A 16,821-nucleotide genomic window follows, 5' to 3' on the forward strand; every position below is an offset into this window, starting at 1 on the left:
CATGATAAATCATAAAAAGACAAATAATAGTTATGGAAAAACTAGCTGTAAAGGCTTTCTTAATCATCTTTGGACCAAAAGTCAGCCGCTGTTCCTTGCTCCATTCCAACGATGAATCGCTTCCGAATATCTGGATACTCAGCGGAAAGAGTGGTGACTAATTTTTTTATCTCTTCTCGTTTGGTCTTTTTATCCACAGGACAAGGATTAAAAACAATCGGTATTTCGAAACGTTTCACAAATTGAATAATTTGTTTTTCCTCTAAATAGATCATCGGACGAATCAACGTCACGTTTGTCTTCGATAAATAGCTGGTTGGTTCAAAACTGTTTAACCGACCGTGAAACAAAAAATTCATAAAATAGGTTTCGATGGCATCATCGACATGATGCCCTAAAGCAACTTTTTGACACCCTAGCTCCTGTGCACGAGTGTATAAAATTCCACGTCGTAATTTAGCACATAAGGAACATGGTGAATGTTCCTTTCGAATATCGAATACGATTTTTGCAATATTTGTGGGAACTATTTCTAGCGTATAACCTAAATCTTCAACCAATTGTTTCATTGGTGTGATATCACAGCCTTCAAATCCCATATCCAAACAGATCGGAACAATTTCAAAATCAAAGCCTAGTCGTTTTTGCCTACGCAATTGATCTAGCAACACTAATAGCGTGGTGCTATCTTTTCCACCACTCATACCGATGGCAACCCGATCGCCAGCTTGAATCATTTGATGAGTCAAAAGCGCTCGACGAACAGGATTAAAATAAAGTTGATTGTCTTTCTTTTTAAAGTCCATAAATGCTCCTAATCTTTTTTAGTCAAAAAAGTTCTCTTTTAAGCTGTATTGTTCACCGGTTGTAATATCGTATTGAATCAATTGATACTCATGGTAGCGTTCTTCTTGGGCCTGATTGAGACGCGCTTCTTTGAACCATTGACCATCTTGGTAATACATTCCTTTTTCAAAGGCCGGTAACTCTTCTTGTAAGGCCAATAATAATTGTTGGAAGCCGGTTGGTTGAATGTCCGTTTGTTGAAAGAGATCTGCTGCAAAATAAAATGGACTGGTAACGGTTTTTTCATCCGACAACTGGTGTTGGTTATCATAAAATAAAAATTCTGTCTCATGGAGTTGATGTCCTTCATTTGCTTCTTGCGTCGCATCAGAATAAATCCCTGGCAGATGATCGCCCCAAAAGACGACCAATGTCCGTTCCGGTAATTGGTCGATTTCAGTTAAAAAGTCTTTCAATGCTTCACTGCTGTAAGCTACATCTTGAAGATAACTTTGGACCGAAGACGTATCGTCGCCTTTCACTAAATACGGTACATCAGCATATTTATTTTCATATGGCATATGCGTTTGCATCGTTACTAAATGTAAAAATTGCGGTTGCTTATTTTTTTCAAGCTGATCCATCACTTCTTGATAGGCAGATGCATCAGAAATATAGGGATTGTTCTCAATTTTAGCCGTGTGCTTCATCGTATCTTCGTTTAAAAATTGGTCAAAACCAAAAGTCTGATAGACATCTTTTCGTTTATACATCGAAGTATTATACGGATGGATCGCGGTTGTTTGATAACCTCGATTTTTTAATGTCGAGACCAAAGAAGGAAATGTCTTGAATTCTGGTACAAGCATCGTGTAAGGCGTTGTCATCTGGCTATTGAACAATTCCATTGAAAAACCCGTCAACGCTTCGAATTCAATATTAGCAGTACCTCCGCCATAATTTTGTGATAACATCTGACCACTATAAGTTTTATTTGCCACAGTTCGATACTCTTTTAGTGGATCTCCGCCAAGAATATCTAACCCTTTCAAGCGGCTCGTATCAGAAAAACTTTCACTCATTACGTAAACAATATTTGGTTGATCCTCCGAAGTTTCTTTCTTCTTCACTTGATATTTTTCTGTGATTTTTTTGATTGTCGCTTCGGAATAATTAGCTGGTTTATCCATGGCATCTACCGAAAGATTATATAAAAAACCGCCCATAAAGCCTGTGTTGTAATAATTCATTTTTTGACTATAGGGAATCCACAATGCGGTTTTATTGTAAGCCTTACGTAAGAGGTTGTTTGGTTGGTTAAAACCCCCGACATATATTAATAAACCACTAGTCACAACCAATAACGCGAAGCGAATCCATTGTTGCTGCTTGGTTAATTTCAAACTTTTCTTCAAACTAAAGACGAGCAAAAATACTCCGACTATTAATAATAGAAGAAAAAGGAGAAACAGCGGAAAACCGACAATGTCTTTGATCATACTAAATTCAGTCACCATTTTTAAATCACTGGGATAAATTGGCTCCATTCGATAGTTCATTTTCATAAAATTTGCCACACCAACGCCGATGATCACTAGCAAATAAAAAATACTCCCTATTTTTAAGGAACCTAAAAAGCTAGTCAACCAGCCATAAAAAATAAGTAACACGAGACACCCTAAGAAAAATTTTTCGGTATGCCAAGAAAAAGCAAATTTAAAAGCTAATTCAAACGAAAAATTATTTTGAGTCAATTGAAAAAAAAGATTCGAAACTATGATTAGCGTTGCCACTCCTAGAACAATCAAAATCTGGCTCCAAGGCAGGCGTTTTATTTTTTGCATAAACTGCTCCTATTCAATGAATTACTAAATATTTTAGCGATAATCAGAAAAAAAGTAAAGATAACAAAAAAAGCTTAGCAGCTAGTTTAGCTGCTAAGCCGTCTTACTTATTCTATTTCCAAAAGTCATCAAAGACCGTAATCGGTAAATGGCGTTTGTGTTGCGTTTTGTTCCACCAATTTTCGATCGTTGCTTGAGCATCCGCAGCAATTGTTTTACCTTCTAGATAATCATCAATATCATCATAGGTGACACCTAATGCTACTTCATCTGCAACCAACGGCTTACCATCTTCAAGGTCAGCAGTCGGTACTTTTAAGTAAATGGCTTCTTCAGCGCCTAATTCTTTCAATAACATTTTGCCTTGACGTTTATTCAACCGGAATAATGGTAAAATATCTGCACCGCCGTCCCCGAATTTAGTGAAGAACCCGGTGATATTTTCGGCTGCATGATCAGTTCCAATGACTGCACCAGCATTCCCACCAGCGATTCCGTATTGAGTGATCATCCGTTGGCGTGCTTTGATGTTACCTTTGTTGAAGTCGCTGATGGTCACACCAGCTTCTTCCAACGCGGCTACTTGTGCATCAACAGCTGGTTTGATATTGACACTCAAACTAACGTCTGGTTGAATAAAATCTAATGCTCGTTTGGCATCTGCTTCATCTGCTTGCGTACCATAAGGTAAACGAACTGCGATAAAACGATAGCTATCATCGCCGGTTTCTGCTCGCAGCTCAGTCATCGCTAACTGAGCCAAACGTCCTGCTAAAGAAGAGTCTTGTCCGCCACTGATTCCTAAGACCAATGTTTTTAAAAACGGATATTTTTTTAGATAGGCTTTAAGAAAATCGACACTTTTACGGATTTCTGCTTTTGGCTCGATTTCTGGTTTTGTTCCTAATTCTTTGATAATTTCTGCTTGTAATGTCATCAGACATCCACTCCCTAATCTTCTTGGTCTATTTTTACCACTGAATTACGTACTTTTTCCATAATTCTGTTCTTGTGGTTCCAACATTCCGTAGACAAATCTACTGGATATTTTTGTGGGTTCAAATCCCGTTTGTATTCTTCCCATAAAGAATCTAAACTATTTTTTGCCGTTTGTTTGACTTCTTCCAAATCGGGAAGTTCATAAGTCAATTTTCCGTCAACAAAAATCTCTTGCAAGATCGGCCGGGCTTCAAAATTTTTCACCGTCTTATTGATATATGGATAGACTGGATGGAACATGAAGATCTCATCTTCTTCCCGGGGATCTTCATTCCATAAAGTCACATAATCCCCTTCCGATTTTCCATCTGATTTCCGTGTGATACGCCATACTTGTTTTTTACCTGGTGTCGTTACTTTTTCAGCATTGCTTGAAAGTTTGATCGTATCGATCATTTCGCCTTGCTCATTTTCAATCGAAACTAATTTGAAGACTGCTCCTAAAGCTGGTTGGTCATAGGCTGTGATCAGTTTTGTCCCTACACCCCAAACATCTATTTTTGCATGTTGCATCTTCAAGTTTAAAATCGTGCCTTCATCTAAGTCATTAGAGGCATAAATTTTTGCATCTGGAAAGCCGGCTTCATCTAATTGCTGGCGAACTCGTTTTGAAATATACGCCATATCTCCACTATCGATTCGCACACCTAAGAAATTGATCTTATCACCCATTTCCCGTGCGACTTTGATTGCATTAGGTACTCCGGATCTGATCGTATCATACGTATCGACTAAAAAGACACAGTCACGGTGTGTTTGCGCATAGGCTTTGAAACCATCATAATCATTTCCATACGATTGAATCAATGAATGCGCATGCGTTCCACTGTCAGGAATCCCAAAAATCTTCCCTGCCCGAACATTACTAGTAGCATCCGCACCACCAATGTAGGCAGCTCGTGTCCCCCAAAGAGCCGCATCCATTTCTTGCGCCCGACGTGTTCCAAATTCTAATAAAGGGTCATCGCCGATCACTGATTTGATTCGTGCGGCCTTTGTTGCGATCAAAGTTTGGAAATTAACAATATTTAAAAGTGCTGTTTCGACTAATTGGCAATGTAGTAAAGGTCCTTCCACTTGAATCAATGGTTCATTGCTGAATACCAACTCGCCTTCAATCACCGAACGAACGGTACAAGAAAATTTAAATTCTCTCAAATAATCGATAAAATCAGCTGGATAATCTTCTACTTCTGATAGATAGGCTAGATCACTCTCACTGAAAGTTAGATTTTCTAAATATTTTACAAGACGTTCCAATCCGGCAAAGATCACATAGCCATTGTCGAATGGCATATTACGAAAATAGCACTCAAATACGGCATGAAGATCTGCTCGACCTGTCTCCCAATAGGTTTTCATCATATTGATCTGATAAAGATCCGTATGAAGGGTCAAACTGTCATCTTCGTACAACTTTTTCATAGTCCAGGCTCCTCATTTGTTTTTAGTCAATTAAACTATTTTTTTTATTATATCATAATCGCCTTATACGAGTAGTATTAGCTCCTTTAGAAACGGAGAATTTTCATTTTGAAACACAAATAAAAAAAGAAAGTAAGCCAAAAGTTTTTCTACTTTTGGTTCACTTTCTTTGAATTAATCTTTTGGTACAGTATATTTGATAGAAATAATATCTTTATAGGATTTTTTTGGTCTGATCCCTGCTTCATCGATTTGTTTTTTATAACCGACATTGATTGATACCTCTTTACGATCGACTTTCAATAAACGATGAATGATTGTATCGACTTCTTTGTGGTTGATTTTACGTTGGCGATTCAATAACAACAACTCGATCGTGTCGAAGCGGTCGGCATAAATAATTTCTGTTCGATCATAAGCGTACAATTTAAAATATTTAACTGCTTGACGGTTATCAAAAGCATATTTCGTCAAGTTTGGATACAATGTTTCGATATTTAGGTTGCTATTTAACGGTGTTTCGATTAATTTCATCCAATCAACTCCTCTGTCCTTACAATTGTTTAGTTAAAAAATAACTAACTCTCACTAATTATTTTACCATAGTTATTCTGTGATTTTTCTTCATAATTAAATTTTTTTTGAAAAAAACAACTAAAAAACTTTGCTTATTTTTATAAATAAAAAAAATCATCGGAAAAAGTTTCCGATGATTTTTGCTTTACTTTTACATCATGCCGCCCATCATTGATGGATCCATTGCGGGAGCAGCACCTGCGCCACCTTCAACGGGTTTGTCAGCTACGACTGCTTCCGTCGTTAACAATAATGCAGAAACAGAAGCAGCATTTTGTAATGCTGAACGAGTCACTTTAGTTGGATCGACGATTCCGGCATCGATCATATTCACGTATTCACCGGAAGCGGCATTGAAACCAGTACCGTGTTCAGCATTTTTCAATTTGTCGATCACAACTGATCCTTCAAACCCAGCATTTTCTGCGATTTGACGAACAGGTTCTTCTAACGCACGAACCACGATCTTGATCCCAGTTGCGGCATCGCCTTCAGCTGCTAATTCAGAAACTTTCTTGATGACATTGACTAAAGCAGTACCACCACCAGAAACGATTCCTTCTTCAACTGCTGCACGCGTTGAATTCAATGCGTCTTCGATTCGTAATTTTAATTCTTTCAATTCAGTTTCAGTTGCTGCACCGACTTTAACGACAGCCACTCCACCAGCAAGTTTCGCTAAACGTTCTTGTAATTTTTCACGATCAAAATCAGAAGTTGTTTCACCGATTTGGCGTTTGATCATTTCTACACGGTCAGCTAAGGCTGCTTTGTCGCCAGCACCTTCAACAATTGTTGTATTGTCTTTATCAACTACTACTTTACCAGCAGTCCCTAAGTTTTCGATCGTTGCATCTTTTAATTCTAAACCTAGATCTTCAGTGATCACAGTTGCCCCTGTTAAAACAGCGATATCTTCAAGCATCGCTTTACGACGATCACCAAATCCTGGTGCTTTAACCGCTACAACATTGAATGTTCCACGAATTTTGTTCAAGACTAAGGTTGGCAAAGCTTCGCCGTCCACATCATCAGCAATGATCAATAATGAACGAGATTGTTGCAAGACTTGTTCTAACAATGGCAAGATATCTTGGATGTTAGAGATTTTTTTGTCAGTGATCAAGATATATGGATTTTCTAAGGCAGCTTCCATCTTATCATTGTCTGTTACCATATATTGAGATAAGTATCCACGATCAAATTGCATTCCTTCAACGACATCTAATTCTGTATCGATCCCTTTTGATTCTTCAATCGTGATAACACCATCGTTGCCGACTTTTTCCATTGCTTCAGCGATCAATTTACCAACTTCTTCACTGCCAGAAGATACAGCTGCTACTTGTGCGATGGCATCTTTAGAATCAACTACTTTAGAAATACTGTGTAATTCTTCTACAGCAGCTTTAGTTGCTAATTCGATTCCACGACGGATACCCATTGGGTTAGCGCCAGCCGTTACGTTTTTCAAACCTTCACGCACAATAGCTTGAGTTAAAACCGTCGCTGTTGTTGTACCGTCACCAGCGATGTCATTTGTTTTTGAAGCCACTTCAGAAACAAGTTTAGCACCCATGTTTTCGAAATGATCTTCTAATTCGATATCTTTTGCGATAGTTACACCGTCATTCGTAATCAATGGTGAACCATAAGATTTTTCTAAAACAACATTACGTCCTCTAGGTCCTAATGTTACTTTTACTGTGTCTGCTAATTTGTCTACGCCGCGTAGCATTGCTGCACGTGCATCTTCAGAAAACTTAATATCTTTTGCCATAATTTCTTCACCTCATTAATTTTTTATTCAACGATTGCCATGATATCTTTTGCAGCGATGATCAAATATTCACTGCCTTCATATTTCACTTCTGTACCAGAATATTTTTCAAACATTACCATATCGCCAACAGCTACTGGCATTGGACTTTTTTCACCGTTTTCCAGTACATTGCCTTCACCCACAGCAACAACTTTCGCTGTTTGTGGTTTTTCTTTGGCAGCAGATGCCAATACTAGGCCTCCAACTGTTTTTTCTTCTTCTTGAGCGACTTCAAGAATGACACGATCACCTAATGGTTTTAACACGATAAATCCCTCCAACTAGTAATGATTTTTCAAATATTAGCACTCTTTGATATCGAGTGCTAACTCACAGTTATTATCATACTCATTTTTACTTCTTTTTGCAAGTCCTTGGTTTATCTTTTTCGATTTTTCTGCTGCAAAGCTTTTCTTCAACTTATGGTATACTTGAACACAACACGGTTTAGAAAGGAAGAAAGATGGACGCAAAAAAATATAGTTTTATCACCATTGCTACCTATGGATTTGTCTTGTTTTCGCCATTGTTTTTTCAGCGCTTTTTTAATGCCGGTCAATCCCAAATTATCCAGCTAACTACCTTGGCTTATTTTTTAGGTGCTGTATTAATGATTGTTTATCGTTACAAATCACAGCTTTTTAAAATTGAAAATAAACAAAAATCATGGGTTTTAGCCGGACTAATTGGGCTGGTTGGCATTCCAGTCTCGCTTATATTGCAAGTAGCGATCCTACAAATCGAACAACACCTTTTAGGTCAAACGGCAGCTTCTCAAAATACAGAGAACATTGTCCAATTGATCATGAATAATATGGTCTTTATCTTAGCCACTACGATTGCTGGTCCAATCATGGAAGAATTTGTTTTTCGTCGTGCGATTTTTGGCGCCCTTGAAATAAAGTTTGGCTTTTGGATTCCTACATTGATCAGTTCTTTGCTGTTTGCTTTTGCTCACAATGATGGCCATTATCTTTTGTATGCAGGTCTAGGTTTCTTATTCTGTGGAATGTACCGTTATAGCGGCCGAATCTGGACATCGATGATTACCCATGTTGGAATGAATCTGTTAGTAGTGATCACTCAGCTTGCTCTACAATCAAAATAATTGCAAACCATATCTTTTGCCTTTTGATCCTAACCTCCTTAGACTGAAAGTATCACAATGTCTAGGGGGGGTTTTTATGAAAATTGGAATTATTGGCGCGACTGGAAATGCGGGCTCATTGATTTTAAAAGAAGCATTGTCTCGTGATTTATCGGTAACTGCCATTGTCAGACATCCAGAGAAACTACAAGTGAAAGTTCCTATCTTAGTTAAAGATTTATTCGAGCTTACACCTAAAGATGTCGCTTTTTTTGATGTCATTATCGATGCCTTTCGGCCACCTGTTGGTCAAGAAGAAATGCATCAAACGTCGCTCAAACATTTAGCAGATATATTACGCGATACCGATACTCGTTTGCTCGTGGTCGGTGGTGCTTCTTCTTTGTTCATTAATGATAACCAACGGATGATCGATGTTTCTAATCCACAAGTCGATTATTATCCAACAGCCTATAATATGTATCAAGCTTTTTTGAGCCTTAAGATAGAAGAGCAAGTCAATTGGACATATTTAAGTCCAGCAGCAAATTTCATTCCTGATGGAAAGCGAACAGGTCATTACTTTACAAGCGATGATCACTTACAGAAAAATACCGCTGGAAAAAGTGAGATCAGTATGGCTGATTATGCGATTGCAATCATTGATGAAGTCATCGAACCACGCCATTTAAAACAACAATTCAGTGTTTATAGTTGATCACAAAAAAAGGCAAGCCTGCATCTGCAAGCTTGCCTTTTAAATCGCAAATAGATCAGTCGCACTATCAGGATCAGTATCAAAGATTTGGAACTGGTGATTCACACCCAAGTCATAACGCGTCAATGTTTCTTCCATCGTCATATGTGCCAATTCTTTCATATTGTTTTCTCGGCTCAAATGGCCTAGATAGATCCGTTTTGTCCGATCACCAAGGATATCCGTCATCACTAATGCACCATCATCATTTGATAAATGGCCCCGATCCCCTAAGATCCGCTGTTTCAAACTCCATGGATAAGCACCCATCCGTAACATTTCTAAGTCATGATTACTTTCAACTAAATAGGCATCGGCATCACGAATCGTTCCTTTCACGTGTTCGCTAGCATATCCTGTATCTGTAAGCATCACAAATGAATGTCCGTCTTTATAAAAACGATAAAACTGCGGTGCAGCAGCATCGTGTGAAACACCAAAACTTTCGATATCTAAGTCCCCAAAAGTTAGGACTTTTCCCATATCAAAAATTTGTTTTTGTTCCAAATCGACTTTTCCGATCAGTGGAGCCATCGCTTCCCACGTTTTTTCGTTGGCATAAACAGGTAATTTATATTTTCTTGCTAAAACACCTACGCCGTGTATATGGTCGCGGTGTTCATGGGTCACTAAAATCGCATCAAGATCTTCAGGTTTTCGATCGACCTCTGCCAATAATGAAGTGATTTTTTTCCCACTCAAACCAGCATCAACTAAAATTCTTTTTTGCGATGTTTCTAAGTACAATGAATTTCCTGTACTGCCGCTTGCTAAGATGCTAACTTTGAAGGCATGATTCATTTCTAACATGAGCAATTGGTCCTCTCTTTCAAAACTGTTCCCAGTATACAACCCTTTTTATGGATTTTCCACCTTTGGAACCAAATTGTTCGTAATCACTTGATTGTTCAATGCATTGACTTTTTCAATTTGTGTCGTCTTATCAGGCGTTCGAATATTGACGAACCACACGGGGACATAAACATTTTTTTCTTGAACCTCTAGTGTTCGAAAATACCCCAGATAAACATTCGTGATGGTTGATTTGGCTGGAATATTATTGTTGATATACAACGTATTCAAAATTTCTTTTTCTGAATATAAGGTCATCTTTTCCCGTAATGGTTCGATTTCCTTTAAGCGCGTTTGTGTATATTTCATCACTTGCTCTTCATCATTTTCTTTTTCGATATCCATCGTTACTCGAGAAGTCTCATCGATAAAGGGAATCCCTTCGTAGGATTGCGCACCAATGATTTTCCCCAGGTCATCGTCTTTTCTAGAAAGGTTTGAGAGATAGGTGTACTCATTTCCTTTTAAGATGAACTCTTTGTCGGCCATCAGACGTTTGAAACTATTCGCTGATTTTTTTAAATCAAACTTAGTGCCACTATTAGGGTAACTGGTCAACACTTTATCTAAAGCATTTGACGTACTAGCGACCGCTTGATTGGCTGGTTCACTGAGCAAAGAAACAAAATTATCTTGTTCGGCACTTAAATAATACCCTTCACGATGGTCATCAGAAATGGTTCCTTCGACCTCGATATTGTCATTTTCTAAGCGTTGCAAGATATCTTCACGTTGATTCGAGCTTGTGACCAACCGCTGCTCATGCTGATTGCTCCAATAGATACTAAAAAGAAAAATATTTAATCCAATAAATACGAGAAAAAAGATTTGTTCAATTTTTCTAAAGTCCAATTAGTTTGCCCCCGTCTCTAGATTTCCTTGCATCAGCTGGTCAGCTGAATACCAGTTATCATCGTATTTGACAAACCATTCTGGTATCAGTGATACCAGTTTATTGACGCCATCAATATCCTGCCAAGTATAACCGATAATAAAACTTTGGATATGATCCAAATCGATGCCTGCAGCTACTAAATTATTTTCAACTTCTAAGGTACTTGGCAATTCGACTTCTTCATCGGAAGGAATCGGTACCTGAACCGTATCCATACTGGTTTCAATCGTTACTTTAGCATCCGCATTATTGGGTTGTGGATCTATTGAGATACTCATCTTTCCTTTTGAAGAGGTACTGAAGATCGGATAACCTTCGACAAAGATTCGATAATTGATCATTTTGTCTTTCTGATCAAAATAGCGCAGATTCCCCACAGAGGTTCCTAAGCGACTGATGTAATGGAATGTTTGGCTATAAATACTTTTATCTTTTAAATCATCTGGTAGTTCTCCATTAAAGGTGACCAATCGTTTTTGCTCATTCATCATCAATTCTTCATGCCCACTGATGAATGAGCGTGTCCCGCTAGCTTCTTCTTCTCCTGTTGCCTGATCTGGATTCTGGAAAAAAGCATTTCTGAACAACGAATCAGATTGAGTCGTTAAAATATAACTGTATTTTTTCAAACGGACGCGTTCTTGCGTTTTGAGTAACCGAGGAAACGTTGAATTATCACTCGACATGCTCAAATAACGGCTTTGATTCTTTTCGTAAATTTCTTTTACATTTGAGGCGTCTACAGAAGCCGTTGCCTCATAAACGATATTCTCTTTATAATTCAAAAAACGAATCTTTTTTCTAGCAAAATCGACTTGAATTTTAGAAAAAGTGATCGCATCTGCATTTTTCAAAGCTTTTAGACTAATTGGCATATCAAATACTTTTACATACTCTGCTAACGAAAAATTTCCCTCGTAATTCAGTTCGATCCCATCATTCAAACTATAATAGTTTTGAATTTCTGCTTCGCCACTAGCTACTTGCTGCAATTGACCATAAGTACTCTCGGTCAAACGAGCTTGTGTAGTGGCCAATAAATTTTCACTACTAGTTTGATATTTTCCGTCATGAATATCCCAAATCCCGCGCAATGGTAAAAAAGCATCAGTAGCTTTCGCATAATTTTGAGCATTTTTCACGGTTTGTTTGCTCGTATTCACTTCAGTTGTTTTAACAGTGGGACTTAACCAAATCGCGTACGTCAATGCCAAGCTTAATAAAATCAAACCCAAAAGTGCAATTCGGATAATTTTTTCTGATAATCTCATTCCCAAATATCCTCCTCATAAGGCTCATAAGGTAAAGAAATATAAAATGTCGACCCTTTGCCTTCAACACTCTCTACCCAGATTTGACCATTGTGAGCTTTCATGACTTCTTTTGAAATGGCTAGACCTAAACCGGTCCCCCCTTGTTGACGGGCCCGAGCTTTATCGACTCGATAAAAACGTTCAAAGACTTTATCTAAATCTTTTTTAGGAATTCCTAGCCCTTCATCTGAGATTCCTAAGACAACATTGTTATGTGTCTCCATCAACCGAACGGTGATCTTTCCACCATCTGGCGAATACTTGATCGCATTATTCATGATATTATCGATTACTTGCATGAGTTTATCAGTATCAATCTCGACCCATAGATCACGCTCAGTAAACTCACGGACGATGCGATAATTTTTCTCCTGACCGGTAACCATCATATCAAAACGATCTAGAATATAATCGACCAATTCATTGAAATTGACTAACTCAAGATCCATTTGTTGAGCACCAGAATCCATCCGAGAAAGATTTAATAAGTCATTGATCATGCGAATCATTCGATCCGTCTCACCTAGAGTTACTTGAATAAAGTTTGGTGCGATATTTTCATCTTGCCAAGCCCCTTCTTCTAACGCTTCTAGATAGCTGCGTACACTAGTTAGCGGTGTTCGTAATTCATGTGAGACGTTCGATACGAACTGACGACGTTCTTCAGCGGTTTTTTCTTGTTCTGTCACGTCATGTAACACGACAACCAGTCCGCTGATAAAGCCTGATTCACGCCGGATCATCGCAAAGTCTGAACGCAAAGTAATTCGATCTTCTTCATTTTTTGAACGATCAATCAAAATTTCTCCTGGAGCTTCCAATAATTTACGCAAGGTGTATTCTTCTTCTAAATCTAATAAGGTTAAGATTGATTGACCAATCGCTTCTTCATTACTCATGTCTAATAAAGACAAAGCCATCTCGTTGATCGTGATAACTTTCCCACGTCGATCGGTAGCAATAACACCATCAGTCATGTGGGTCAAAACACTATCTAGTCGATTGCGTTCTGCTTCCATCGTATCTTGTGCATCTTCGACACGATCAGATAGTTTATTAAACGTTTCGGCTAATTGACTTAGTTCATCATGTCCATGGATCTCGACTTTTTCAGAATAATCACCTTGTGCGATTCGCATCGCTTGTTTCTGCATTTCTTTGATGGGCTTGGTGATCGAGCGGGCAACCAATAAAGCCACAATGATCGATATCAGCCCCGCAATAACCGAAGCCGTAAAGAAAATCAATGCAGTATTGCTTATTTCGGTATATTTTTGTTCAATATTACTCTTAACATAAAGAGCCCCGATCACAGCCGAATCGCCGGTCGGGGACTGAATAGGTTGAACATTGATATATACCCGTTGATTGTTGTCATCGAGCGTCACATATTGTTTCAATGAAAAATCAGCGATATCACTGGAATCATTTTTCTTTCCAACGACTGAATCCTTTTGGCCCACATCGTTGGTGGCCAAAACGATCCCCTTATCATCGACGACCCACATCTCTTTGATGTCAGCCGCAGTGTTGTTTTCTAGGATCCGTTGCAACTGTGTTGCTTCATTTTCACTGTTTTCAGCCATTGTCGAAGCAATCGTGGTACTTAACAAAGCCACGCGTTGATTCATATCCTTCGTAAAACTATTGATCGTTGATCTTTCAAGGCCACGAATAAAGTACGCACCGATAAGTTCGATTGAAATCAGTAAAATCAAAATAAATGAAAACGCGACTTTAAAATTTACTGATCGATAAAAACGGACTTTCTTTTCCATGTTCCCTTCCTTTAATCCTGTTCAGGATTGCGTAGATAATAGCCTACGCCACGTCTCGTTACTAAATATGTTGGATGACTAGGGTTGTCTTCGATTTTTTCCCGTAAACGACGAACGGTCACATCAACTGTGCGAACATCGCCAAAATAATCATAACCCCAAACGGTTTGCAATAAATGCTCCCGTGTCATTACTTGACCAATATGTTTGGCTAAATAATGTAATAGTTCAAATTCGCGGTGTGTTAATTCGATCGTACCACCATGTTTTGTCACCATATAAGCATCTGGATGGATCGTCAAGTCCCCAATCGTTAAATCCGTTTGTGTCGTAGGTTCTTCTTCTTTTGGTGTTTGACCACCACGACGTAGGTTGGCTTTTACTCGTGCGATTAATTCACGATTAGAAAAAGGTTTCGTTACATAATCGTCCGCACCTAATTCTAAACCTAAAACTTTATCGATTTCAGAATCTTTTGCCGTTACCATAATGATCGGCATCTCATGGGTTTTGCGTACTTCACGAGCTACTTCTAAACCATCTTTTTTTGGCAACATCAAATCCAAGATAATCAAATCTGGATTCACTTCTTCCACTTTCACTAAAGCTTCCTCACCATCATAAGCGGTAAAGACTTCATAGCCTTCTTTCGTCAAATTGAACTTAACAATATCGGAAATCGGTTTTTCATCATCAACAACTAAAATTTTTTTCACTAAGAGTCACCTCATACCTTTTTTTAAGTTTGTATGTACGCCTTCTCATTATACAATAATTTCAATAGTGTTTCATCTTTTCAATTATACTACTGTTCTTTTACAATAATTACTTAAGAAAAAAAGCAAAAAAATTGACGGCACCAAATCAGCAAAAAAGACGAGCAAAAGCTCGTCTTTAATAATTAATCAAGTATTTGGCAAACGACACCCAGTGAGCCGGGACCCGTATGGACAGCTAACGCTGGTGAGACTTTACCAAAGTAAATGTTTTCAGCGGTAGGGAATAATTCATGTAACCGAGCACGCATCTTCTCAGCTGTTTCTAAAGCATCTGCTTGGGTAACCGCTAGATTAAACCGTTTATGAGATCCAATCTGTTCCTTGACTAATTGGATCGTTTTATCAATACTCTTATTCAATCCGCGAACCTTTGCTACGGTATAGTAGATGCCTTCGGAATTACATGAAATGATTGGTTTTAATTTTAAGGCGCTTCCTAATAATGAAGCGACCAACCCGATACGACCACCTTTTTGTAAGTATTCAAGTGTATCAACATTAAAAAAGATTTTTGTATGTGGAATTTTACTTTCGACTTCCGCAATAACTTCAGTAAAATTTTTTCCTTGTTTGATAAGATCCCCTGCATAAATTGCTAAAATACCTGCTCCGATCCCCACATTTTTAGTATCGATCGAATGAAAAGTCAATCCTTCATAATGTTCACCAAGTACACGTAAAGCATTATATGTTCCACTCAAACCACTCGAAATTGTCACCATAATCACATGCGTATAGCCCTGAGCTTTGATTTGATCAAAAACTTGATGGATTACTTCCCCATCAGGTAAGGATGTTTTTGGCAACTCTTTTTTTATTAATGGAAAAATCGTATCAGAACTGATATCGATCCCATCTCTATATTCTTTATCACTAAAAATAATTCGAAGCGGTACCATAAAAAAAGGTCCGTTAGCAATTACTTCTTGTGGAACATCTGTCCCTGAATCAACTAAAACTGCAATTTTCTCACTCATTATTTTCGCCTACTTTCTCTTTTTCCAATTGAATGATCTTTTCTGCTAACATTTTTTGTGTCAGCGAAGCGACCGCACTTTTCATTGCTAAATAGTAAACATCTTTATTTGTTCGTGTGGTAGTAATTGTTTCACCTTCAATTACTTTTGCAATATCACTTAAAGCCTCTTCTTGCACGATACAAAAATTGTTGTAGGCTTCTTGCGGTTCATTGACCGATAATTGCATCCGAATCAGTTCGTTGATATCTGGAATCGTAAATACTTGTTTTAATGAAGTGATCGCAATCAGATATGCCAAGTGGTTCCGATTGTAACGCTTCTTCACTGGTGGCGGTACCAATTTGTGTTTAACATAGTTATTCACCATCGCACTCGATAGGATCGTCTGCTTTTCATTTTGAATCAAAGGAGACAAGTAACGATCGACTAGCGTGATGACTTGATCCATATATAATTCTAATTCAGGTAGTTCTTCCCAATAAGGCAAACGAATATTTTTGAGTACTTCAGCCCATTCTTTGAGTGCTTTTTCTTCCAAATCTGGTAACTCCTTTTTTGATTGTAAAGTTCAAATCAATCTATTTCTTCAAAGATGGATTTTTATCTTTTTATTTTTTTAATAGTTGGATTATTGCTTTTATCGTTAAAAATAGTTAGACTGCGATAAAGTGACCAATGAAACCGGCATCTTTGAATTCTCATTTTAACAAAATTATCATGATTCTACAATATAGTTTTTAAAACTAGATAAATAAAATATTTTCTTTAATTAAATCTTTATTTATTCTTGCATTTTTATTTTCTCAGTGCTAACATATGTAAGTAATTTGTTTGGGCTGTTAGCTCAGTTGGTAGAGCAGCTGACTCTTAATCAGCGGGTCGTGGGTTCGAACCCCTCACAGCCCATTGGGTGCCAAACCCACGTCAC

At 38.0% G+C, this 16,821-nt stretch carries 16 protein-coding genes and 1 tRNA gene; 3 read left to right on the forward strand and 14 right to left on the reverse strand.

The features are described from left to right. Window positions 1–59 precede the first annotated feature (59 nt). From RV04_RS00665 to groES, 7 genes are all read right to left on the reverse strand, one after another. Window positions 60–806 carry a tRNA 2-thiocytidine biosynthesis TtcA family protein gene (locus RV04_RS00665; protein ID WP_071856550.1) on the reverse strand — a complete coding sequence of 249 codons (747 nt, stop codon included), beginning with the start codon at window positions 804–806 and terminating at the stop codon, window positions 60–62. A gap of 18 nt (window positions 807–824) precedes the next feature. Continuing rightward, the gene (locus RV04_RS00670) at window positions 825–2,630 is read right to left on the reverse strand and encodes an LTA synthase family protein (RefSeq protein ID WP_071856551.1); all 1,806 of its coding nucleotides are present in this window, start codon (window positions 2,628–2,630) and stop codon (window positions 825–827) included. Window positions 2,631–2,742: 112 nt separating this feature from the next. Then, on the reverse strand, window positions 2,743–3,567 hold the full coding sequence (gene nadE, locus RV04_RS00675) for an ammonia-dependent NAD(+) synthetase (protein WP_071856552.1): 825 nt from the start codon (window positions 3,565–3,567) through the stop codon (window positions 2,743–2,745). 14 nt (window positions 3,568–3,581) lie between these two features. Beyond that, on the reverse strand, window positions 3,582–5,054 hold the full coding sequence (locus tag RV04_RS00680; protein ID WP_071856553.1) for a nicotinate phosphoribosyltransferase: 1,473 nt from the start codon (window positions 5,052–5,054) through the stop codon (window positions 3,582–3,584). A gap of 174 nt (window positions 5,055–5,228) precedes the next feature. Further along, entirely contained in the window at window positions 5,229–5,588 is a 360-nt protein-coding gene (locus tag RV04_RS00685) for a DUF1827 family protein (RefSeq protein ID WP_071856554.1), read from the reverse strand. A gap of 193 nt (window positions 5,589–5,781) precedes the next feature. After that, window positions 5,782–7,410: a chaperonin GroEL gene (gene groL, locus RV04_RS00690; RefSeq protein ID WP_071856555.1), complete on the reverse strand. Its 1,629-nt coding sequence runs from the start codon at window positions 7,408–7,410 to the stop codon at window positions 5,782–5,784. 23 nt (window positions 7,411–7,433) lie between these two features. Further along, window positions 7,434–7,718, reverse strand: coding sequence for a co-chaperone GroES (gene groES, locus RV04_RS00695; RefSeq protein WP_071856556.1), 285 nt, complete (start codon window positions 7,716–7,718; stop codon window positions 7,434–7,436). Window positions 7,719–7,915: 197 nt separating this feature from the next. Between groES and RV04_RS00700 the strand changes: the two genes are divergently transcribed. Then, the gene (locus RV04_RS00700; protein WP_071856557.1) at window positions 7,916–8,560 is read left to right on the forward strand and encodes a CPBP family intramembrane glutamic endopeptidase; all 645 of its coding nucleotides are present in this window, start codon (window positions 7,916–7,918) and stop codon (window positions 8,558–8,560) included. A 76-nt stretch (window positions 8,561–8,636) separates the two neighbouring features. After that, window positions 8,637–9,257 carry an NAD(P)-dependent oxidoreductase gene (locus RV04_RS00705; RefSeq protein WP_071856558.1) on the forward strand — a complete coding sequence of 207 codons (621 nt, stop codon included), beginning with the start codon at window positions 8,637–8,639 and terminating at the stop codon, window positions 9,255–9,257. A gap of 39 nt (window positions 9,258–9,296) precedes the next feature. Here RV04_RS00705 and RV04_RS00710 read toward each other — a convergent pair whose 3' ends face one another. The 7 genes from RV04_RS00710 to RV04_RS00740 form a co-directional block, all read right to left on the reverse strand. Continuing rightward, window positions 9,297–10,106 carry an MBL fold metallo-hydrolase gene (locus RV04_RS00710; RefSeq protein WP_071856559.1) on the reverse strand — a complete coding sequence of 270 codons (810 nt, stop codon included), beginning with the start codon at window positions 10,104–10,106 and terminating at the stop codon, window positions 9,297–9,299. Between the two features lie 48 nt (window positions 10,107–10,154). Next, a complete protein-coding gene (locus tag RV04_RS00715; protein WP_071856560.1) occupies window positions 10,155–11,000 on the reverse strand; it encodes a two-component system regulatory protein YycI in 846 nt (281 codons plus the stop codon). Next, complete coding sequence (locus RV04_RS00720) at window positions 11,001–12,314, reverse strand: YycH family regulatory protein (protein ID WP_071856561.1); 1,314 nt, start codon at window positions 12,312–12,314, stop codon at window positions 11,001–11,003. Further along, window positions 12,311–14,134, reverse strand: a complete 1,824-nt coding sequence (gene walK / locus RV04_RS00725) for a cell wall metabolism sensor histidine kinase WalK (protein ID WP_071856562.1) — start codon at window positions 14,132–14,134, stop codon at window positions 12,311–12,313. Before walK ends, RV04_RS00720 begins: the two co-directional genes overlap by 4 nt. Window positions 14,135–14,145: 11 nt before the next feature. After that, window positions 14,146–14,850: a response regulator YycF gene (gene yycF / locus RV04_RS00730; protein ID WP_071856563.1), complete on the reverse strand. Its 705-nt coding sequence runs from the start codon at window positions 14,848–14,850 to the stop codon at window positions 14,146–14,148. A 185-nt stretch (window positions 14,851–15,035) separates the two neighbouring features. Continuing rightward, window positions 15,036–15,893, reverse strand: a complete 858-nt coding sequence (locus RV04_RS00735; RefSeq protein ID WP_169818176.1) for a DegV family protein — start codon at window positions 15,891–15,893, stop codon at window positions 15,036–15,038. Then, complete coding sequence (locus RV04_RS00740) at window positions 15,883–16,431, reverse strand: DUF1836 domain-containing protein (protein ID WP_071856565.1); 549 nt, start codon at window positions 16,429–16,431, stop codon at window positions 15,883–15,885. The genes RV04_RS00735 and RV04_RS00740 overlap by 11 nt, the downstream gene beginning before the upstream one ends. Before the next feature lie 295 nt (window positions 16,432–16,726). On the opposite strand from RV04_RS00740, the gene RV04_RS00745 reads away from it, so the two are divergent. Beyond that, window positions 16,727–16,799: transfer RNA gene (locus RV04_RS00745), tRNA-Lys, on the forward strand. The last annotated feature ends 22 nt before the right edge of the window (window positions 16,800–16,821 follow it).

Source organism: Enterococcus hermanniensis (assembly GCF_001885945.1).
GTDB lineage: Bacteria > Bacillota > Bacilli > Lactobacillales > Enterococcaceae > Enterococcus_A > Enterococcus_A hermanniensis.